Source organism: Mixta calida (assembly GCF_002953215.1).
Lineage (GTDB): Bacteria > Pseudomonadota > Gammaproteobacteria > Enterobacterales > Enterobacteriaceae > Mixta > Mixta calida.
Window position 1 is genome coordinate 1,831,609 of the sequence record NZ_CP026378.1, and the last position, 19,701, is coordinate 1,851,309.

Genomic DNA, 19,701 nt, shown 5'->3' on the forward strand with positions numbered 1-19,701 from the left:
TTGTGACATAATTCATAATAGAAATGCAAAGTTATGTAGGTTAAATGTTATTCGAAAAGGGAAGGCCGGGTGATAAAACCGTACTGTTGCGTTCACCAATTCAGCATGTCGCTGCGGGCTCGAACTGCCCAACAGGGTTATTTATTAATCTTTTGTAAAATAACGTCGCTGTAAAATAACCTGACTAAACATATTTAACGTTGCGGCTACGGAGACAAATTAAAAATGTGCTTTATTTGCCTTTTTAATGAGCATTGCCGCGTTCAGGGCGGCCTTAGATCAGTTTTTTCTGATAAGATCCGCGCGCCGTCGCTTCGCCATCTCGTCTGTTAATTCCTGCGGCAATACCGCAGTAAAACTTTAAACCAGACAGATGGCCTGTAAATTTTACTGAATAGCTGATTTTTTTATTTTGCAGGACTTTTATGAAACATCAGGGTTGGAAACTCCAGGATACGATCTGGACGTTAGGTTTATATGGCACCACGGTGGGCGCAGGCACGCTGTTTCTGCCGATTGAAATTGGCACCCGCGGGCCGGTGATCTTTATCATTATGCTGCTGCTGGGCCTGCCGCTCTCTCTGCTGCCGCACCTGGTACTGGGCCGCATCTATATGAGCGAGCCGGATCGCCAGCGTCTGCCGTCGCTAAGCACCTGGTTCGGACCGCGCGGCGATCGGCTGATGACCCTGCTTTACTGCGTCGCCTTCTATCCGGTCATGCTGGTCTACGGCATCTCACTGGTCAGCGCGCTGGATAACTTCCTCGTTGAGCATCTTCACTTCGCCAGCGTCAATAAGGGACTGCTGACGCTGATCTGCATGGTAGTGCTGTTCGGCATTCTCAGCAAAGGACGCGACCGGGTGGTCGGCACCATGAGCGTGCTGGCGCTGCCGTTCGCCATCGCTATTATCGCTATCGCGGCGGTGCAGATCCCCGCCTGGCGCTGGGAGAACGTCACCGATGCGCTGAGCGCGCTGCCGGAAACCTCTGCCTCCACCACCTTTAAAAATATCTGGCTGACGCTGCCGCTGATCACGTTCTCCTTCTGCTGCGCCCCGATTATTTCTCCGCTGGCCGCGCACTATCAGGAAAAAGGCGACGCGCCGCGCGCGTTCCGCGTCATTCGCATCGCCTACCTGGCTATTTTTGTCAGTATTATCTTTTTTGTGTTTAGCTGCGTGCTGAGCATGCCGCACGATATTTTTGTCGAAGCGAAAGAGAAAAATCTGAACGTGCTGTCGATTATTTCCTCGCCCGATAACGCTGGCGTACTGTTTTATATCGCGCCGTTTATCGCCATTATCGGTATGACCAAATCGTTTCTCGGCGTATCGCTGTCGGTCACCGAGACCTTCAGCGATTTTACCGTGCGGCTGTTTAACTGCCGTAGCGAAAAAGGGCGGAAAAGAGGCCAGACCGTCGCGGTGCTGACCATGTACGTGATGACTTCGCTGATCGTTTACGCCAACCCCAACGTTATTACCCTGATTGAAGCGTTTTGCGGCCCGCTGATCGCCATTATCCTGTTCCTGATCCCCGCCTGGCTGATCTACAACAAACCGGCGCTGGCGTTCCTGCGCGGCGGGAAGGCGCTTGGCATTTTAGCTGGCGGCATCGCCACGCTCTCCGCGCTGCTCTACGCGATGGCGTAACCTTTGCCGACGCGGGGTTTATGGCCCCGCTGTCGGCGACGCGGTATGAACCACCGCGCGGTCGCGGCCATTGCGCTTCGCCTCATAAAGCGCATGGTCGGCGCCTTCTTTGAGCAGCTGCGCATCCTGAACGTCGCCGCTGCTCTGCAGGGCGAAACCGCCCGCGCTAAGGGTAACGGTGCGCCCCGGCAGCTGCGTGCTTTCATGGGGAATAGCGATGTTACGCACCGCCTTGACGGCGTTTTCCGCCACGCGATTCGCTACCTCAAGCGTGGCGTTCGGCAGCACGATAGCGAACTCTTCACCGCCGTAACGCGCAATCAGATCGGCCTGGCGCATCGACATATTTTTCAACGCCTCGCCGACGCGACGCAGGCAATTATCGCCCGCCACATGGCCATAGGTGTCGTTGTAATATTTAAAGAAGTCGATATCCATCATGATCAGCGCCACCGGCTTGCCGGTAAGCGCCGATCGCTTCAGGCTCTGCGCCAGAAACAGATCGAACTGCCGCCGGTTCGCCAGGCCGGTTAAGCTATCCAGCAGCGCCATCGCCTGCAACGTCTGGTTGATGGTGGTCAGCTCGTCACGCAGCGCCGTCAGCTCTATCTGGTTATCCACGTTGGTACGCACCTGCCGCAGCATCACGGCGCCGATCATAATAATGATTAGCAGCAGCGTGCCGTTCAGCACCAGATCCGGCAGGCTGTCGTGCAGCCACTGCGACCATAGCGCTGACTTATCGAAGCCTGCCGCCACGATCAGCGGATACTGGCCGGAGCGCGCGTAGCCGAAAATACGCTCTTTCTCGTCCAGCGCCGAAAGCCAGGTGCCTTTGCCGCGATCGGCGCGCAGCAGCTGCGTGGTAAACAGCGAGCTGGAGGAGAGACTGCGGTTAATAAAGGAATCGGGGAAAGGGCGTACATAGAGCGCGGTGCCGTCATCCAGCAGCAGCGCCAGCAGATCCCCTTCGCCCAGTTCAAAGTAACTATAAAAACGCTTAAAGGAATCGACGCGCACCGTAGCCAGCGCCACGCCGGCGAAACCGCCGGCGGCATCGTTTAGCCGCACCGACACCGGGATCACCAGATCACCGGTGGTGCGGCTGCGGATAACGTGACCGATGTGGGAACCGCCGTGGCGATTCTGGCGATGATAGATAAAATATTCACGGTCGCTGTTGTTGGCGCCAGCGGGAATATGCGCCGCCGACGTGGCGACCCAGTTGCCCTGCGCATCATAAACAAACAGGCCGTTGAGCTGAGGCAGGCTGCTTTTCATCTCCGCCAGCACCGCATTCAGTTCCGCCTTATTGGCGTTATTCGGCCCGCTGTCGGGGATTTCACGCTGCATGGCGCGCAGCGTAATTTCAGTTTGCAGAAACGTGTCTTCTGCCTGGCGCGCCTGCGATACCGACAGGTTGACCGCGCTGCTCTCCGTATCCTGTAGCTTGCGCTCCCAGGATCTGTCCAGCGTCCAGGCGCTGACAATCAGCACCGCCGTCAACAGCAACAGCATAAAAATGGTCATGGTTCTGCCAAGCGAAGAGTGCAGAACAAACGCGCCGGAAACTTTTTCGCCGATCTTCATAAATAGTTTCGCTGTGAGGATATGGCGTTAAGTAAAGCACAGCTTATGCTTGTGCGCAGGAAACCAGTGCGTTGCGCCCAAAAACAGGCAGCTAAACGATGTGCGGTCCGTCACTTTCAGGGCATAATGTACTCTTAATTTGATAAATCGTGATACCGGATGCTAAAAATGGACGAGCTGGATTTTCGTATTCTGCGTGAATTGCAAAAGGATGGACGTATCGCTAACAACGTGCTGGCGGAAAAAGTGGGGCTGTCGCCGTCGCCCTGTCTGCGGCGCGTCAAACAGCTGGAGGAGAGCGGAGCCATCGCGCGCTACGTCGCCATTCTTAACCCGGCGTCGATGGGGCTGGAGCTGACGGTATTTGTCCGGGTCTGGCTGCATAGTCAGGATGCGGAAACGGTCGATAACTTCGCGCGCGAGGTGTGCGCGCTGCCGGAAGTGGTGGAGTGTCATCTGATGGTGGGCGACTGCGATTTTCTGTTGCGCGTGGTGACGGCGGACTTAAACGCCTATCGTCAGTTTCAGATCGACCATCTGGCGCGTATCAGCGGCGTCCAGTGCCTTAAAACCGAGCTGCCGATGCAGACCATCAAACAGACTTCCGAACTGCCGCTCGGCTGATGCCTTATCGCAAGACGCGTCAGAAACAACGCGTCTTGTCCTTATTTGCCGCTTAAAGAAGATGACGTAAAAGGGCGGTCGCGACGACGCTGATGACCACCACCGGCAGCAGCGAAAAGCGCATTGCTGCCAGCAGCGAAATTGCCAGCGCCAGTAGATCTGCCGGGTTGCTGGTGACAAAGTGCGGCGCGATAACCGTAATCAGCACGCAGCCGGGCGCCGCTTCCATCACCGCTTTGATGCGCGGGCTGAACGCGCGGTCGCGCAGCAGCAGATAGCCGCCGATGCGCGTCAGGTAAGTGGTCAGCGCCATCAGTACAATGGTCAGAATCGTCAGGCTCATGCGGATTTCCTGTGCAGCAGCAAAATAGTGACGATGCCTGACGCCGTGCCCGCCGGCACGAACCAGGCCGCGTCGGGAAAGGCGTGCCAGGTGGCACCGGCGCAAATCAGGCTGACCAGCCACGGCAGCGCGGAGCGCATCCCTTTCCACATCCCTTTCAGCAGCACCAGAAACACGGCGGGGAAGGCCATATCAAATCCCCAGCGGGTAATGTCGCCCAGCACCGGACCGATAACCACGCCCGCGCCGGTGGAAAGCACCCAGACCAGCCACAGCGCGCCGGCCACGCCGGTATAATAACCGGCGCTAAAAGCGGGCAGCCCCTGCGCGCGTCGTCGCGCCGCGTCCGCCATGCTCATCGCCCAGCTCTCGTCGCACATAAAAAACAGCGCCAGCAGCGCCTTGCGCGGCGGCAGATGCGCCAGCGCGGGCGTCATGGCGGCGCCCATCAGCAGATGGCGGCTATTGATTAGCATACTGACCAGCACAATGGTCAGCACGTGCGGCGGCGAGGCCCAGAGCGCGATGGCGGCGAATTCCGAGCCGCCGGCGAAGTTCAGGCCGGTCATCGACACCAGAGTAAAGGGCGACAGGCCCTTTTGCGCCGCCTGCGCGCCCAGCAGCAGACCAAACGGCACAACGCCGAGCAGTATGGGAACGGCTGCCAGCAGCCCGCGCTGGATTTCACCCAGCAGCGAGCGTTCAGCGGCGATGGAAAGATTACGGTGCATAACATCTCCTTATTTGCGGAGATTATATCTTCTTGCTGCGGGCAGCGGGATGCGTTTTCCGGCGAAAAAAGGCTGTAAAAGCGTTTGAATTTCAATAATAAAATAAAAAACAGAATTCAGTGCTAAAACCCTGCGCGATGAAGGGACTAAGCTGCGCATTCTCAACGTTTCGATATCAGGCGTCATAAAAAAGCCCGCGCGGAGCGGGCTGGACATTCCCGAAACGCCGGGGATAACCGGCAAGCAGCTTACAAGATTACGTTCGTGGTTAGTCACCCGACGCACGATAACGTCTCACGATTAACGCATCCTGCGTCAGGCTTGATGACTATCGGCGTAGCGCCAGGGAACTTTAGAGGCGAGGGCGCAATTAAACGTAAAGAGGTCAGGCCAGTCAAACGGGCGCTGCGATGCGTCGATTAAGCCTGCCGGGCGAGTGCGAACGAGGGCGCCTACTCGCTGTCCGCCATCGCGCTGACCTGCGTATTGATCAGCCGGTCGGAAACGTGAATAGCGGCGGTGAAGCTCGCTGCTATCGCCAGCACCCATATCAGTTTTTTCAGCGTCATTACCTTCTCCAGTGTGTTTTAACAGGGGATATCCTGGCGCGTCCGGGGCCATGTAAAAAGCGTAAAATATCCTACAGTTAAGCCCTTTTCTTGTACAGAAAGATATCTGTAAAGGCGCCACTTTGAGGCCGCGCTGCGCGACGGCTCACACTCTTAGCTTTTGTCTATTTCAGGAAGAACCCTTATCAGCTGGCCTGCGTCGCGCTTTGCGAAAATAATCGGGTCATGACGACTTATCGCATTCGGGTTGGGTTTCATAACCCTTCCGCCCTGACATTCTTACAGCTCGACGAGCTTCTTGAACCGCGCCGCTTCTGTCGGCTCAGCTCCTATGGCGAGAAGTTTCGTTGTTACATTGAATATGAGTATCAATCCGAGGTGCATGATTACTGCTCCGTCTGCCAGCTGGCGCGCGACCAGGTCTGCCGGGTAAAGAGAAATCCGCTGGTGCTGGTGGAGATTAAAAACGCCGATCCGCGCGCGCAGACATAAAATCGTACATTTCCGTAAGCGGGACGCAGACCGCGCCGCGCCTGCCTTTCGCCGCTGCGGAGCGAATCGGGCGCGGCTTTCGCTTTGACGCTTTCAAACCGGTAGACAACACTGCCCTGTGTACTCTATTTCATTAATAAGCTGGCACAGAGGAGCGTCGGATGAAAAAAACGGTGGTAGTCGCAGGTGCGGTAGGCGTGATTGGACGCGGCGTACTTAACCATTTTGAACATCAGGATGTGGAGTTGATTGCGCTGTCGCGTCGCGCGCCCGATTTTCCGACGCGCGCGCGTCATATCGCGGTAGATTTGACCGACCGTGCGGCGTGCGAAGCGCAGCTCGCGCAGCTGACGGACGCCACGCATCTGGTGTTTGCCGCATATCAGGAGAAGCCGACCCCGGCGGAGCTGGTGGAGGTTAACCTGTTGATGCTGCAAAACCTGGTGGAAACGCTGGAAACGCACGCGCCAGGTTTACAGCATGTGGCGCTGATGCAAGGCGGCAAGGCGTACGGCGCCCATATCGGGCCGTTCCCGTCGCCGGCAAAAGAGAGCGATCCGCGTCATATGCCGCCTAACTTCTATTACGATCAGGAAGACTTCCTGCGCAGTCAATCGCAGGGGAAAAGCTGGTCATGGACCGCGCTGCGCCCTGAGGCGGTTATCGGCATGGCGGTAGGCAATCCAATGAACTTGCTGATGGTGATCGCCGTTTACGGCAGCATCGCCAAAGCGCTGGGCGTGCCGATGTCCTTTCCTGGCCCGCGTGCAGCCTGGGACGCGCTCTATCAGGTGACCGACGCGCGCATTCTGGCGAAGGCTATCGACTGGGCGGGGGAAAATTCGGCCTGCCGCGGCGAGATCTTTAACATCACCAACGGCGACTATTTCCGTTGGTCGCGTATCTGGCCGCGCATCGCCGCTTTCTTTGACGTACCGGTCGGCGAGCCGTTCCCGCTGTCGTTGCAGCAGATGATGGCGGACAAAGCGTCGCTCTGGCAGCAGCTGACGCAGCAGCACGGCCTGCAAGCGTATCCCTATGAGAAGATCGTCTCATGGCAGTTCGGCGACTTTATTCTGAAAACCACCTTCGACAATATCACCAGCACCATCAAAGCGCGCCAGCACGGCTTTGCTGACTGTATCGACAGTGAAGAGATGTTTATCGAACTGCTGACCCAGCTGCGCAACCAGCGCTATATTCCTTAATCGCGCGGTAAAAAAGAAAACCGGCGCTGAGCGCCGGTTTTTTTATAGCGGTTATTCAGGAATGGCGAAGCCGAAGGAGGTCTGATCGAGATGGATATCGCAGACGGCGCTGTCGGCGTAGGGCGTATCGTTGGCGCTCATCAGCAGCCACTGTCCCGCTTTCAGGATGGGCAGATTCAGCACGCCCTGCGCATCGGTATGATCCTTCATCGCGGCGTTTTCATAGGCGTACGTGTGCGCCAGCGCCGGATGGGTCAGCGTCGTGTCGGCAGCGTGATGATGATGGTGGTGATGCTCGTGCGGCGCGGCGGCTTTGGCGGAAAGATCGACCATTGCGATGCCCACCTCGTGATTCGCCAGCGGCTTGCCGTTCGCCAGCAGCGTGACCTGCAGCGTATCGCCGGTTTTCAGCGTGGCGGGATCCACCTGCGGCACAAACTCCAGACGCGCGCCGGTGGGCTGCGTCAGGGCGCGGTTTTCGCCCGGCGCGCCGATATAGCTGGCGCTTTTCGCACTCATGGTGCTTTCCATGCAGTAGCTGCCCGGCCACTGTTGTTTGTTACTTTGCCGCCACTGATATTTTTCGCCGTCGGGTTTCAGCGACCAGAACGTGGGTTTATAGGTCGCGCTCACCAGCCATGAGCCCGCGGCAGGATGCGCCAGGCTGAACCGGTATTTTTCGCTGTTAATCGGAAACGACTCCGTTTGACCTGCGCCGTTGGTGGCGACCAGCGGGGCGAACAGCGCCTGACGCGCCGCCGGAATCGGCTCGCCGTGCGGAAAGCTGTCGCCATAGGCCATTTCAATGTCCAGTGTTTTATCAGCGGCCACGGGCGGCACGTTTAGCCAGAGCTCGTGAGCGTGCGGCGCGAATGAGGCCAGCGAGAGCGCGGCGGTAAACAGTGTTTTTTCATCTTATCTCCAGATCGTTCCCAAAGGTTGAGTTGCGCACGGCATAAATCGGGCGCGACGGCGCCCGTAACGTGAAATGTTATATCATAACAATTGTGCGAGTGGTAGCACAGCGGGAAGACAATCGCGTTGATAAAATAACAGGCGAGCGCCAGCGTTAAGGCCACGGCCGCGTTTATACGGGCTCTTCGGCAGCGCGCTGTTCGTCGTAAACCACCTGCGCCTGCTCCATATCCCCGCCATATTGTTTGGCCCAGCTCACCAGAGCCGTAAAAGGCTCCTGCAAGGTCCGGCCCAGCGGCGTAATTGCATACTCGACCGCCACGGGTGACGATGCGATCACGCGACGGCTGACCAGGCCGTTGCGCTCAAGTCGGCGCAGCGCCTCCGTCAGGGCCTTGTGCGTGATCGGATCGAGCCTGCGCCTGATGGCGTTAAAGCGCGCGGGTTGGCTGCACAGCACGGTCAGGATCAATACCGACCATTTGTTTGCCACCTGTTCCAGGATGGGGCGTGTGCTGTTGATCTCTGCCAGCAGAGCCGGGATATCGTTCGCCATTAGGTTTCCTTCTGTATATCTGATGTAGATCAGGTGCGTAATTGACACCAAATATACGAAATATATCATCTGGTTTCTATCTCTCTTTATCTGGAGCAATCATGTTGAGACTTGAAGGAAAAACCGCCCTGGTGACCGGCGGCAGCAGCGGTATCGGCCTTGCGATCGCCCGCCGCTTTGTGCAAGAAGGCGCCCATGTTTTCATCACCGGTCGACGCGAAGCGCAGCTGGCCGAGGCGGTTGCGCGTATCGGCGGTCGGATCGAGGCGATATCCGGCGACCTCACCAACGCCCGCGATCTTGCCCGTTTGTTCGAGACTATCCATGCCAGGACTGGCCGCCTCGATATCCTCGTCAATTCTTCAGGCGTGGCCGAGCCTACGAGCCTGGAAGAGACCACCGAGGAGCATATCGATCGCATCTTCGGCCTCAACGTGCGCGCCATGGTGTTCACGGTGCAGCAGGCGGTCCGGCACATGGGCGAGGGGGGCGCCGTCGTGTTGATCGGCTCGATTGCGGGAGCTATTGCCAATCCCGGCTATGGCGCCTATTCCGCCAGCAAGGCCGCAGTACGCGCCTATGCGCGCACCTGGAGCACCGAGCTGGCGCCGCGCGGCATCCGGGTCAACACAGTCAGTCCCGGACCTACGGATACGCCGATGTTCGACCAGGCCAGCGACGACGTCAGGCGGACGCTAAGCGCGCGGATACCGGCCGGACGTCTGGGAAATCCCGACGAAGTGGCGGCTGCGGCCTTGTTCCTTGCCTCGGACGACAGCACGTACGTCAGCGGCGCCGAACTGGTTATTGATGGCGGCATGACGGCGTAGAGGTATCGCTGCTGCCCGGCGCGATAGATATCACGCCGGGCAGGGTCCGCTTTGAGCGAAAAGCGGACCGTATGACCGTTATTACAACGCTCAATCCTCAAATTTCAACCACATTGCTACGCGCCGCGTTGGAATGAAACCTCTCTCCATTTCCTCTGCTTTTTGTCTTATCAGGTGCAGTGGGCACGAAGGGCCGTCAACAATTTCAAAACCCAGCCTGGCGTAAAATCTGGCATTGAAGGCCGCTATATTATCTGTGGTGAGTGTGGCGCCAGCCAGACCGCGTTGCTGCGCGGATGAGAGCAGAGTCTGCATCAATAAGCTACCGATGCCACGGCGCTGCCAGTTTGGATGCACATCCATTTCAGCAATGTGCAACCATATATCCTGGAATTTGCCTGCGATAAACCCTACGGGTTTAGAATCTGACGCAAAGGCGGCAAGCAGCAGACCGTCGCGGCTGAAAACACAAAATTCTTCCAGACTATTTACGACAGCCTGACCTGTTACCGCACCCGCTTCACGCAATGTTTCAAAAGCAGCCAACTCAATGGCGCGCAGATCGGCAAAATGTTCAGGCTGTGCAGCGCTGATAGTGATGTCCAACTGTACGTTCTCCCTGTGCTTTATCCATTCAAACAGCCCATCATAGCTGGCCTCTTTGTATAACGGAAAATTGTGTTGCTGGCACGATGCGGCCAGACAGAAGGAAGGCAGGGCAAAGCCCGCTTTGAGCGGAAAGCGGGCCTTTTAAGCTTTGTCTTCAACGGTGGCCATCATGGTCGGCAATGCGCTCACCAGTTTATCCACGGCCAGCCTGACTTTCAGAGGCAGATGAGGATTTCGCAGCCATACTGCATAGACAGGCCAGCTTCCTGAAGCGTGGTCTTTTAATATTGCTTTAAGCTCTCCACTGGCTAGTTGTTCCCTGACGAGCCAGTAAGGGAGCCAGACAATGCCGCCTCCCGTAACGGCAAAATTTTTTACCGCCTGCATATCGTCCATCATGATTCTGGCGGGCGGATTAATTTCTGATATTCCATCCTCTTCGTTTTTTATCTGCCACTTGAGAATACGTCCTGAATGAACATAAGCAACCGCCGCATGTCGCTGTAGTTCTTCTGGGGAGGCCGGCTCGCCGGCCTGTTGGAGATAATCCGGGGAGGCGCAGAAGACCATGGTGTACGTGGCCAGTTTTCGGGCGATAAGGCTGCTGCTGTCAGCCAGCGTGCCGATCCTGACGGCCAGATCAAACCCTTCTTCAGTCAAATCCACCTGACGATCGCTGAATGAGATTTCAAGCTCAAGCTTCGGATGTTCGTGTGCCAGCGCCGACAGTAAAGGCGCAATACAGAGGTGTCCTAACAGGACAGGAACAGTTACCCTCAGTTTCCCGCTCGCCTGAAGTTTGCCGCCTTCCAGAACATCCTCCGCCGTTTTTATCAGACTGAGCGCCCGGCGGCAGTATTCATAGTAAAGCGTGCCTTCGTCGGTCAGACTCTGACTGCGGGTGGTACGGTTAAAGAGAGTAACGCCAAGCCTTTCCTCAAGCCGGGATATGGTTTTCGCCACTGCCGAACGTGTAACGTGCAGTTTTTCAGCTGCCTGTGCAAAGCTCACTGTTTCAGCTGCGGCCACAAAAACAGGAATGCTGTTCATTTCACTTTTCATATTGTCGCTTCACAGGAATCAATAAGTGGAAATAGTATCCCCATTGTATCTTAAAGTGCAGTGCTAGAATCCTGTGCATCCGTTATTTGCCACACAGGAGTCTCTATGAATCGCACAATGAAATACTGGACGTTAAACGAAATCGGACGTCAGAACCTGAAACTCAAAGAAGAAGAAATCCCTCAGCCTGGCCCGAATGAAGTACTGATCCGGGTCAATGCCGTCTCTCTCAACTTCCGTGACAAGGTCATTATGGAAGGCGGAATGGGTATGGGGATGCCAATGCCTTTCACGCCCGGTTCCGATATGGCTGGCGTGGTTGAGGCTGTCGGACCGGGCACGACCCGTTTCAGCCAGGGAGACCGCGTTATCTCATCTTTTAACGCAGACTGGATTGACGGGAAACTGAACAACAATGCTAAGAACCCACATTACAACACTATAGGCTATGCGTATCAGGGCGTGCTGGCTGAATACGTGATCATGAGTGAAGAGTGGTTGGTCAAGTCCCCGCAGACGCTCAGCGATGCTGAAGCCAGCACGCTCGTCTGTGCAGGACTGACCGCCTGGTTTGCTCTGATTGAACGCGGCGGCCTTCGCGCCGGCGAAACCGTACTGGTGCAGGGAACCGGCGGCGTGGCGCTTTTTGCTCTTCAGATCGCCAAGGCTGTGGGTGCCGAAGTGTTTATTACCTCATCCAGCGATGAGAAGCTTGCCGCTGCGGTTGCGCTTGGTGCCGATCACGGCATTAACCGTAAAAAAGAGGACTGGGTCGAGGCCATTTACCGTCTGACGAACGATCGGGGCATTGATCACGTTGTGGATACAGTAGGTGGTCGTAACTTTGCAGATTCTGTTCGCGCCGTCGCTTCGCATGGGCGTATCTCGCTGATCGGTATGATGGACATGGACGATACCTCAGCGTCGGGGGGATTACTGCTGCTTAAATCTCCAACTATTCAGGGGATAGGTGTAGGCCACCGCAGAGCGCTGGAAGATCTGGTTCGGGCCGTTGACAGGATCAAGCTGAAACCGGTTATCGACAAATCCTTCCGCTTTGACCAACTCCCGGAGGCGCTGAAGCTGCTTGATCAGGGAGCGTTCGGAAAAATTGTTATCAACGTGGGCTGATATATCAGGCTTCAGAAATCCCGGCAGCGTTGTTCTGAAAACACCTCTGCCGCTTACACTTGCCACCGGCCTTAATGATTTTTATTGCACTATTGCTTTTAAGGTCCGCTAAGCGCGATAAGCGGACGTTACGTCTTCGAACCAGTGGGTTAAATGGCTGTAGAGCCGAAAAACGGTCGCCGTCCGGCTGCCCGTCATGAACCCGGCGCCAAAGCGCCTGGGCAGGCGCGCTCTGAACGGGGTACATAGTATCAGTCGGCCTGGGCGGGCGTTTTTCTCACGCTTATTTTATCAATGCAAACAGATCGTTTAACGATTCACTCATGGTCGGGTGAGTGAAGATCTGATCCCGCAGCACGGTGTATGGCAAGCCTGCATCCATGACCGTTTTCACCAGGTTGATCACTTCGTGGGAATCCGCCGCCAGCAAGGCTACGCCGAGGATGCGATGGTTGTCATTGTCGACCACGGCTTTGAGCATGCCCCGTGTATCGTTAATCACGCGTGCTCGCGGAGTCGCTGCCACGGGTAATGATACCACCTGGATATTCCTGCCCTGGGCACGTGCCTGCGCTTCGGTTAAACCGATGCGCGACAACGTGGGCGTCATAAATACCGAGTAAGGTATATTAACGCGATCGTCTGTCGTGCGCGTGCCTTTACCCAGCAGCTGATCATACACAATGCGGAAATCATCGAGAGAGACATAGGTAAACTGCGGCCCACCGGTGACGTCTCCCATAGCCCAGATATGATCTGCAGAAGTTTTCAGGCTTTTATCGACCCGAATCGCCCCACGCTCATCTGTTACCACTCCGGCTTTTTCCAGCTTCAGCGCCTGCGTTGCCGGGCGGCGCCCGATAGCGACCAGCAGGACATCCATCTTATGATCGCCCTTCATCGTGCGCAGCGTAACGCTGTCGTTGCCGTTGGTAACAGACTGAACTACCGTGCTCAGTTCTGTCTTCACGCCCTGTTCCTGCAGGATTGTACTTATTGCCGTGCTGATATCGGCATCTTCACGCGCCAGAAATTGCGGTGCAGTTTCAAATATCGTGACTTTACTACCGAAGCTGGCAAACATGGAGGCGAACTCGACGCCAATATAGCCACCGCCGAGAATGCCCAGTCTTTCTGGCAGGCTGGTTAAATTCAGAAGGCCGGTGCTGTCGACAATACGTGGCCCGGGAATCAGGCCTTCAATTTGAGGGAAGATGGCTTCAGCGCCGGTATTAATGAAAATGCGGTCCGCGCTGAGCGTACGGGCGTCCTGCTCAGTGGTGATTCTCAACGTGTGGGCGTCAAGGAATTCCGCCTGACCATCAATCACTTCGACTTTTTCCATCTTTGCCAGATTGAGATAGTTTTTTTCTCGCAGAAATTCAACCACTGACGCTTTGCGCTGCATAGCTTCACTGAAATCAGTTGCGGCTTGTGCATCATGCACCAGCGCTTTGGTGGGAATACAACCGATGTTAATGCAGGTGCCGCCATACATGGCTTTAGATTTTTCGATGATTGCCACGCGCCAGCCAGCGCGGCCCAGCGCCCCCGCCAGCGTTTTGCCTGCTTTACCAAATCCAATGATGACTGCCTGATAATGGTTCATGATGTTCTCCGCTGTAAAAGGCGGTAAAACTGTCACCACCTTCACTAACAATCCCACTGTAGTTTTTCCCGAACGGCTCCAGTCCACCGGGAAAATTCAGTACTACTGCCTGCATAATTATTTCGCTCCAGATTTACAGAGGGTTTAGCCGCCCTCACTGCCATTAATAAAGGCCAGCCTTCCTGACTGGCCGGAGCGGTTCTGTAAATCTGCTCGCATTAAATCTGGGAAGAGGAGGGCTGATAACGCGCTGCGGGCACGTTATGGGAAAAGTCCTCAATAACAGCCTGACGCGCCTGTTCCCAGCGCTGTAGACGGCTATCGTCATGCAGGGAAGGAATGGTAATCAGCTCACCGAGCTGGAAACCGACAAGAGCGGCATCAACCATATCTTCCGCCTGCATGACAATACCTGGGTCAAGCTGGCTTAAGGGCAGGCCGCCGTTTTCCCAGAATGGTGTTGCAGTAGCGCTGGGCAGTACTGCCTGAACCTGAATACCTTTATCAGCTAACTCGCGCTGTAAAGACCGGGTAAACGCCAGCACATAGGCTTTACTGCCACCATAAACGCCGTTTAAGATTTCAGGTGCTATCCCGACAATAGAAGCAATATTGATGATTGCGCCTTTTCCCCGGTTTATAAAACCGGGAACGACGGCATAAGTTAGTCGGGTGAGGGCGGTCACATTGAGATTGATCATGGTGATCATCTGCTCAACGTTACTGTCTACAAGAGAAGTGTGGGTGCCTACGCCTGCATTATTAACCAGCAGCGCTATGCTGGCGTCATTACGTAATTTTTCTTCAAGAGCAGCCAGTTGCTGTGAATCGTTCAGATCCGCAGCCACGACTTCTACATTACGCTCGGTGTCAGCAGTGATGTGGCTGGCCATCTGATTAAGCCGGTTATGATTGCGGGCAACAATCATCAGGTCGTAACCCATTCTGGCCAGACGGGCTGCATAAATAGCTCCCATACCGGTTGACGCACCTGTTACAACGGCCGTTCCTTTTGGAGATTTACTCATTTTATTCACCTCGATATGATGTGTCGGATGAGGTGAGATTACGGGAACGGGCGGCAAAAAAACGGACTTAGAAGGTTACGATTTCAGACATTTTTCAGCTGCATTAGGGATTAATGCGTTCAGCAATCCGGCCACGTCATTAGGCTGAACATTCGGACATCCAGCTGATATATCCTGAGTTCTGATTGTTAACTTATTGTCTTTGATAGGTAATTAATTATTCCTGACTTGGTGAAAGCATAAAGTCTGATGAGGTGGGCTTCGAAACTTAGTCAGAGGCACTTATTCTCGATTAAAAAGAGGGGGAGTTGAATGCACCGGGTAGGACTTATCATTGCCGAACAGTTCCAGTCTCTTGCGTTATCGACATTAACGGTTTTTGAGTTTGCCAATCTGGTGCTGGGTGAAACTTTTTACAGCTGCACGGTATATTCAGAGTCTGGTGGAGAGGTAAATTCCTCTTACGGATTAAGCATAATCAGCAGGAAGCTCACTGACGAAGCGGCAGCAGATACGTGGCTTGTTGGCGGTGTGCTTATGCCAACGAAACTGCCTGCAACTGACGGCATTATACGTTTTTTACAAAACCAGGCCAGTCACGCACGGCGTGTTGCCGGCATTTGTACCGGAGCTTTTGTGCTTGCACAGGCGGGATTGCTGAGCGAAAGACGTGCTACTACTCACTGGGCATACGCGCAGAGCATGAAGGTTCTGCACCCGGCAGTCAGGACCGAAGACGATTTGATTTACATCATTGATGACCGAATCTGGACCTCAGCCGGCATGACGGCCGGGTTAGATATGGTGCTGGCCATGGTTGAAAAGGATCATGGAACAGACGTGGCCCGTAATATCGCGCATCGTATGGTGATGAATCAGCGCCGTTCGGGTGGCCAGCGTCAGCATTCTGAACTGCTTACATTGTCGCCTAAAAGCGACCGTTTGCAGATGGCGCTGGAATATGTGCGGCAAAATCTCAACAAAACGTTGTCTGTTGAACATCTTGCTGATGCGGTACATGTTAGTACTCGTCAGCTTAATCGACTGTTTCTGAATGAGATGGGTAAATCTCCGGCTCGGGTAATTGAGCGGTTGCGGCTTGAAGCCGCACGATTAATGATTGAACAGAGCCGACTTTCGCTGGATGTGATTGCAAGGGAATCAGGTTTCAGGGATCGCCGCCATATGCGTGATGTTTTTATGCGGGGGTATGGCATTCCTCCACAGTCCTTACGTACTGGAAAGAACACGGCGGTATCCTGACGCGCTTTATTTTTAGCTGAAGGTATATCTGCATAACGTTATTTAAAAAAGCCAGGAAGCTAGCGGGGGACTAATTACTGGATAATGTCAGGTACAAATGACATATTCAGCTGCGTGAGACTACGCGCTCGCCCCTCCCATATCTGCGTCCTGTAAACACCCTGTAACGCCCGCTTCACACCCTGAGACATTTGCGCGGGCAAGGTCCGCTATAAGCGAAAAGCGGGCATTGAGCCATTTAAATAATCTGTGCAAGCATTTGTCGTTGAGGATGGCATTGACGAATAGATCCATTTCCCGCCTGTATTCTTAATCTCATCCTGCTGAATTTTCTCTACGGGATTAAAAAAAACCGCCGAAGCGGGTTTGGTATGTACAGCGGCTGACGGAGGGGCGGCTATGTAGCAGATAACGGCCTTTACGCCATTTCGTAACGAAGTACCTGCGGGGGCCAGCGGTATGTGAAATAAGACGGAGCAGCAGGCAATGTCCAGCGGACCTGGAGCCTGTATATTAACGATCGCAAAGGCTTTACTAAAACTTCCTGCCACAGAATTTACCCCAGCCCTAAGCAGGAATGAGTGGGTTCAGTCCTGCAACTAAAAATACCTTAGCGAACTGAGCCGAAGCCGGTCATCCCTGCGCAGAGCGGGAGAGGCTCGATTATCGCCAATGTGGCAGTCCGGACCGCTCGAAACGCCGGACCGGGTACAAAAAAATGGGGCGCTGGAGCCCCATTCTGTTTGTATTGATGTTTTTTAAGAACGATTACTCAGGTAGCGCGTAAACCACCACCTGATCGCCCACCTGATCCTTCAGAATAGTATTACCGCCTGCGACAAATGCGACATACTGACGGCCTTTATACTCATAGACCGACGGATTCGCCACCGCTGGTGCTTCAACCTGATCGGACCACAGCTCTTCTCCGTTATCCACGGAGTAGGCGCGAACTTTGGCATCCATTGAGGCACCTATAAAGATCACGCCACCCGCTGTCACTGCCGGGCCGCCGATGGTGGGTGATCCCCAGCTTTCCGGCATAAAGAAGCCATACTGTTGCGAAGCGCCAACCGGACGACGCCATTTTACGTCACCCGTATGCATATCCAGCGCCACGATTTCACCAAAGGGTGGCTGCCAGCACGGCATGCCAAGCCAGTTATTCGCCACCATCAGACGCAGCCCGTAAGGCGCACCTTCCTGAGGGGCAAAACCGCTCTCGTTGCCGGAACCATTATCCGCTTTTTCGTAATCTTCGCGGCTATAGAGCTTCACATACTGCACGATGTGTGAGGTGTTAACGATCGCAATCTGTTTTTGTGGATCGTACGCTACGCCGCCCCACTGAACGCCCCCGGCGCTGTCCGGATAGGTTAGTGTCCCTTCGCCCTTAGTGGTTGGTGGCGTGTACATGCCCTCATAGGTCAGCTTATCCCATAGTCGTGAACACTGGCCGGCACCCACTATATCCGCCAGTTTCCAGATCTCTGGCTTTTTCGATTGATCGAGCAGTGGCGCAGGTTTTGTAGGAAATGGCTGTGTTGGCGAAAGAACTTCACCCTGCACCGAACCATCACCCTGAGGCACCGGACGCTCTTCAATAGGCCAGACATCCTCTCCCGTCAGACGGTTCACAACAAACAGAAAGCCCTGCTTGGTAGCCTGAATCAGTGCCGGGATCTTTTTGCCGTTGACTGTGATATCCATCAGCGTTGGTGCCGAATTGATATCGTAATCCCACACGTCGTGATGCACCCATTGGCGAGACCAGACCACTTTACCGGTATTGATGTCCAGCGCGGTAGTAGACGTGCCGAGCGGAATCGGATCGACGCGGTTACCGCCCCAGTAGTTGGGAGATGGCGATGAGACCGGCAGATAGACCAGTCCATGAGCCTCATCGGCAGACATATGTGTCCAGACGTTGGCGGTACCGGTGCGTTTGCGGATTGCGGCCGGAATGGCTTCAAAAGTCCATTCGCGTTCGCCGGTCTGCGCATTGATTGAAAAGACGGTGCCCGGAGGCGCTTCAGCATAAGCCCAGTCTTTGCCGGCCCAACCAACAAGCAGGTGGTTGCCGACGACCGTGGGCGGCTGCAGCACAGATAGCGGGTATTTGGCGTTAACCGTGTTCCACTGATTAAGATCCAGCATGCCGTTGTCAGCAAAGTCACTGCACGGCTTACCCGAATCGGCATCCAGCGCAAAGAGCTTGCCATCAACGGTTCCCATATAGACGATCTTCTGACACGCTTGCCCGGGAGCCGGTTGTCGGGCCTGCCAGTAGGAGACACCACGGTTCTTCAGTACCGGCTGCGTCAGGGCTTTGCGCGAGGATTTAGTGTCATAGTGCCACTTCTCTTTACCTGTACCGGGGTCCAGCGCAATCAGGCGATCAAATGGGGTACCGATGTAGAGCGTCTGGTTGGCAAAAATTGGCGTTGCTGACCAGACGGTGGCAGGGATGTCACCTTTGCCATCCGAGACATCTCCGGTATGAAATTCCCAGATTTTCTTTAGCTTGCTGACGTTATCCGCAGTGATCTGTTTCAGCGGGCTATATTTCTGTGCGCTAATCTGACCATGGAAGCTGTCCCAGCTGGCAGAAGAAGGCACCAGTGAGCTCGCGGCGTGACTGGCAGACTCGACTTTCTGTCCGTCACGCTTGCCGGTGGACGCATCTTCAGTAGTTTCAGTGGTTCCCGGCGCCTGTTGATTGGCCGAATCCACATTAAGTTTTTCCTGCGTGCCCATAGAGGCTTCAGCAGCGTTATCCTGCTTCTGCGCCTGCGTCACCGGTATGAACAGTAGCGCCAGCGCCGTGATGCTGACTTTCATTAATGGAGAATAGTGATCATTATGCACGGGCAGTTCCTCAGGCTCTGACGCGATGATTATGACGAACGGAATTGCGGCTCAGCGTAATCAGGCCAATAAGGCCGACCACCATTGCTGCCGTAATGATGTACTGATGCAGTAGCGCAGCTGCAAAACCAATCGCGAATAACATCAGAAAAATGATAACAATCACGGAAGTGCGCGCACCGTGGCGGGATGCGCCACGTAAAATAAAGGTCAGTAGCGCCAGCACGGCGCTGGCGATGGCCACACTCAGTGCACCAATAGTACCGGTAACACCGGTGAGGGGTGTCAGCCACGCGTATAAAGCCACCGCGAAGCCGATCACGGCTGCCAGCAGCAGCAGTAAGCTGCCCAGGCGTGAGGGTTGAGATTGCGACATATCAGGACGTCCCCCGTTGAAATGAATAAGTATTAAATATGGCGTATCGATGGATTCAGGCAGCGGCTTTCGAGCAAGGCGGTGATTAAAAAACAACGCAGCACGATGAACAGCGGCAAAGTTAACTAAACGTAACAGAGTATAGAAGATGGTTTCTTATTGGGGGCACTCAACCGGATGTAGCATTCACGATGGCTGGCAGACCGGACTTAGCATCAATCATGGCTATTTTAATCGTGCAT

Annotated in this window: 19 protein-coding genes; 7 read left to right on the plus strand and 12 right to left on the minus strand. The window is 54.9% G+C overall.

Going from position 1 to position 19,701, the window contains the following annotated elements; all coding sequences use genetic code 11:
- Positions 1 to 425: 425 nt before the first annotated feature.
- Complete coding sequence (locus C2E16_RS08650) at positions 426 to 1,655, plus strand: amino acid permease (RefSeq protein WP_052133910.1); 1,230 nt, start codon at positions 426 to 428, stop codon at positions 1,653 to 1,655.
- A gap of 18 nt (positions 1,656 to 1,673) precedes the next feature.
- On the opposite strand, the gene C2E16_RS08655 is transcribed toward C2E16_RS08650, so the two are convergent.
- Complete coding sequence (locus C2E16_RS08655) at positions 1,674 to 3,245, minus strand: sensor domain-containing diguanylate cyclase (protein WP_084969952.1); 1,572 nt, start codon at positions 3,243 to 3,245, stop codon at positions 1,674 to 1,676.
- Positions 3,246 to 3,413: 168 nt separating this feature from the next.
- Between C2E16_RS08655 and C2E16_RS08660 the strand changes: the two genes are divergently transcribed.
- Positions 3,414 to 3,869, plus strand: a complete 456-nt coding sequence (locus C2E16_RS08660) for an Lrp/AsnC family transcriptional regulator (RefSeq protein WP_306552690.1) — start codon at positions 3,414 to 3,416, stop codon at positions 3,867 to 3,869.
- 52 nt (positions 3,870 to 3,921) lie between these two features.
- On the opposite strand, the gene C2E16_RS08665 is transcribed toward C2E16_RS08660, so the two are convergent.
- Genes C2E16_RS08665 through C2E16_RS20540 form a run of 3 tightly spaced genes read right to left on the minus strand, consistent with a single transcriptional unit; the run spans position 3,922 to position 5,219 of the window.
- A complete protein-coding gene (locus tag C2E16_RS08665) occupies positions 3,922 to 4,212 on the minus strand; it encodes an AzlD family protein (RefSeq protein ID WP_084969953.1) in 291 nt (96 codons plus the stop codon).
- On the minus strand, positions 4,209 to 4,943 hold the full coding sequence (locus tag C2E16_RS08670; RefSeq protein WP_084969954.1) for an AzlC family ABC transporter permease: 735 nt from the start codon (positions 4,941 to 4,943) through the stop codon (positions 4,209 to 4,211). The genes C2E16_RS08665 and C2E16_RS08670 overlap by 4 nt, the downstream gene beginning before the upstream one ends.
- A gap of 9 nt (positions 4,944 to 4,952) precedes the next feature.
- Positions 4,953 to 5,219, minus strand: coding sequence for a hypothetical protein (locus tag C2E16_RS20540; protein ID WP_133052038.1), 267 nt, complete (start codon positions 5,217 to 5,219; stop codon positions 4,953 to 4,955).
- A 518-nt stretch (positions 5,220 to 5,737) separates the two neighbouring features.
- Between C2E16_RS20540 and C2E16_RS08675 the strand changes: the two genes are divergently transcribed.
- Positions 5,738 to 6,004, plus strand: a complete 267-nt coding sequence (locus tag C2E16_RS08675; RefSeq protein ID WP_084969956.1) for a hypothetical protein — start codon at positions 5,738 to 5,740, stop codon at positions 6,002 to 6,004.
- 161 nt (positions 6,005 to 6,165) lie between these two features.
- Positions 6,166 to 7,212: an SDR family oxidoreductase gene (locus C2E16_RS08680; protein ID WP_084969957.1), complete on the plus strand. Its 1,047-nt coding sequence runs from the start codon at positions 6,166 to 6,168 to the stop codon at positions 7,210 to 7,212.
- Positions 7,213 to 7,263: 51 nt separating this feature from the next.
- On the opposite strand, the gene C2E16_RS08685 is transcribed toward C2E16_RS08680, so the two are convergent.
- Positions 7,264 to 8,115 (minus strand): DUF4198 domain-containing protein, encoded by an 852-nt coding sequence (locus tag C2E16_RS08685; RefSeq protein ID WP_104951470.1) that lies wholly within the window; start codon positions 8,113 to 8,115, stop codon positions 7,264 to 7,266.
- Positions 8,116 to 8,299: 184 nt separating this feature from the next.
- On the minus strand, positions 8,300 to 8,683 hold the full coding sequence (locus C2E16_RS08690; RefSeq protein ID WP_084969959.1) for a winged helix-turn-helix transcriptional regulator: 384 nt from the start codon (positions 8,681 to 8,683) through the stop codon (positions 8,300 to 8,302).
- A gap of 101 nt (positions 8,684 to 8,784) precedes the next feature.
- Between C2E16_RS08690 and C2E16_RS08695 the strand changes: the two genes are divergently transcribed.
- Entirely contained in the window at positions 8,785 to 9,513 is a 729-nt protein-coding gene (locus C2E16_RS08695; RefSeq protein ID WP_104951471.1) for an SDR family NAD(P)-dependent oxidoreductase, read from the plus strand.
- Between the two features lie 90 nt (positions 9,514 to 9,603).
- On the opposite strand, the gene C2E16_RS08700 is transcribed toward C2E16_RS08695, so the two are convergent.
- Both C2E16_RS08700 and C2E16_RS08705 read right to left on the minus strand, forming a co-directional pair.
- Positions 9,604 to 10,119: a GNAT family N-acetyltransferase gene (locus C2E16_RS08700; protein ID WP_104951472.1), complete on the minus strand. Its 516-nt coding sequence runs from the start codon at positions 10,117 to 10,119 to the stop codon at positions 9,604 to 9,606.
- Positions 10,120 to 10,263: 144 nt separating this feature from the next.
- Positions 10,264 to 11,184, minus strand: coding sequence for a LysR family transcriptional regulator (locus tag C2E16_RS08705; RefSeq protein WP_084969960.1), 921 nt, complete (start codon positions 11,182 to 11,184; stop codon positions 10,264 to 10,266).
- A gap of 105 nt (positions 11,185 to 11,289) precedes the next feature.
- Between C2E16_RS08705 and C2E16_RS08710 the strand changes: the two genes are divergently transcribed.
- The gene (locus tag C2E16_RS08710; protein ID WP_084969961.1) at positions 11,290 to 12,315 is read left to right on the plus strand and encodes a zinc-dependent alcohol dehydrogenase family protein; all 1,026 of its coding nucleotides are present in this window, start codon (positions 11,290 to 11,292) and stop codon (positions 12,313 to 12,315) included.
- Between the two features lie 283 nt (positions 12,316 to 12,598).
- Here C2E16_RS08710 and rclA read toward each other — a convergent pair whose 3' ends face one another.
- Entirely contained in the window at positions 12,599 to 13,924 is a 1,326-nt protein-coding gene (gene rclA, locus C2E16_RS08715) for a reactive chlorine resistance oxidoreductase RclA (RefSeq protein WP_084969962.1), read from the minus strand.
- Positions 13,925 to 14,142: 218 nt separating this feature from the next.
- Entirely contained in the window at positions 14,143 to 14,952 is an 810-nt protein-coding gene (locus C2E16_RS08720) for an SDR family NAD(P)-dependent oxidoreductase (RefSeq protein WP_084969963.1), read from the minus strand.
- A gap of 312 nt (positions 14,953 to 15,264) precedes the next feature.
- Here C2E16_RS08720 and C2E16_RS08725 point away from each other — a divergent pair, with 312 nt between their 5' ends.
- Complete coding sequence (locus tag C2E16_RS08725) at positions 15,265 to 16,215, plus strand: GlxA family transcriptional regulator (protein WP_084969964.1); 951 nt, start codon at positions 15,265 to 15,267, stop codon at positions 16,213 to 16,215.
- A 768-nt stretch (positions 16,216 to 16,983) separates the two neighbouring features.
- On the opposite strand, the gene C2E16_RS08730 is transcribed toward C2E16_RS08725, so the two are convergent.
- Together C2E16_RS08730 and C2E16_RS08735 are read right to left on the minus strand one after the other, a co-directional pair.
- A complete protein-coding gene (locus tag C2E16_RS08730) occupies positions 16,984 to 19,056 on the minus strand; it encodes a pyrroloquinoline quinone-dependent dehydrogenase (RefSeq protein WP_373996392.1) in 2,073 nt (690 codons plus the stop codon).
- Positions 19,057 to 19,093: 37 nt separating this feature from the next.
- Positions 19,094 to 19,459 (minus strand): hypothetical protein, encoded by a 366-nt coding sequence (locus tag C2E16_RS08735; protein WP_084969965.1) that lies wholly within the window; start codon positions 19,457 to 19,459, stop codon positions 19,094 to 19,096.
- Positions 19,460 to 19,701: the final 242 nt, after the last annotated feature.

Excerpts from the sequence above, each read along its gene's own strand:
- C2E16_RS08650 (WP_052133910.1), top strand. The coding sequence starts at position 426 with ATGAAACATCAGGGTTGGAAACTCCAGGATACGATCTGGACGTTAGGT.
- C2E16_RS08655 (WP_084969952.1), bottom strand. The coding sequence starts at position 3,245 with ATGAAGATCGGCGAAAAAGTTTCCGGCGCGTTTGTTCTGCACTCTTCG.
- C2E16_RS08660 (WP_306552690.1), top strand. The coding sequence starts at position 3,414 with ATGGACGAGCTGGATTTTCGTATTCTGCGTGAATTGCAAAAGGATGGA.
- C2E16_RS08665 (WP_084969953.1), bottom strand. The coding sequence starts at position 4,212 with ATGAGCCTGACGATTCTGACCATTGTACTGATGGCGCTGACCACTTAC.
- C2E16_RS08670 (WP_084969954.1), bottom strand. The coding sequence starts at position 4,943 with ATGCACCGTAATCTTTCCATCGCCGCTGAACGCTCGCTGCTGGGTGAA.
- C2E16_RS08675 (WP_084969956.1), top strand. The coding sequence starts at position 5,738 with ATGACGACTTATCGCATTCGGGTTGGGTTTCATAACCCTTCCGCCCTG.
- C2E16_RS08680 (WP_084969957.1), top strand. The coding sequence starts at position 6,166 with ATGAAAAAAACGGTGGTAGTCGCAGGTGCGGTAGGCGTGATTGGACGC.
- C2E16_RS08690 (WP_084969959.1), bottom strand. The coding sequence starts at position 8,683 with ATGGCGAACGATATCCCGGCTCTGCTGGCAGAGATCAACAGCACACGC.
- C2E16_RS08695 (WP_104951471.1), top strand. The coding sequence starts at position 8,785 with ATGTTGAGACTTGAAGGAAAAACCGCCCTGGTGACCGGCGGCAGCAGC.
- C2E16_RS08705 (WP_084969960.1), bottom strand. The coding sequence starts at position 11,184 with ATGAAAAGTGAAATGAACAGCATTCCTGTTTTTGTGGCCGCAGCTGAA.
- C2E16_RS08710 (WP_084969961.1), top strand. The coding sequence starts at position 11,290 with ATGAATCGCACAATGAAATACTGGACGTTAAACGAAATCGGACGTCAG.
- rclA (WP_084969962.1), bottom strand. The coding sequence starts at position 13,924 with ATGAACCATTATCAGGCAGTCATCATTGGATTTGGTAAAGCAGGCAAA.
- C2E16_RS08720 (WP_084969963.1), bottom strand. The coding sequence starts at position 14,952 with ATGAGTAAATCTCCAAAAGGAACGGCCGTTGTAACAGGTGCGTCAACC.
- C2E16_RS08725 (WP_084969964.1), top strand. The coding sequence starts at position 15,265 with ATGCACCGGGTAGGACTTATCATTGCCGAACAGTTCCAGTCTCTTGCG.
- C2E16_RS08730 (WP_373996392.1), bottom strand. The coding sequence starts at position 19,056 with ATGAAAGTCAGCATCACGGCGCTGGCGCTACTGTTCATACCGGTGACG.
- C2E16_RS08735 (WP_084969965.1), bottom strand. The coding sequence starts at position 19,459 with ATGTCGCAATCTCAACCCTCACGCCTGGGCAGCTTACTGCTGCTGCTG.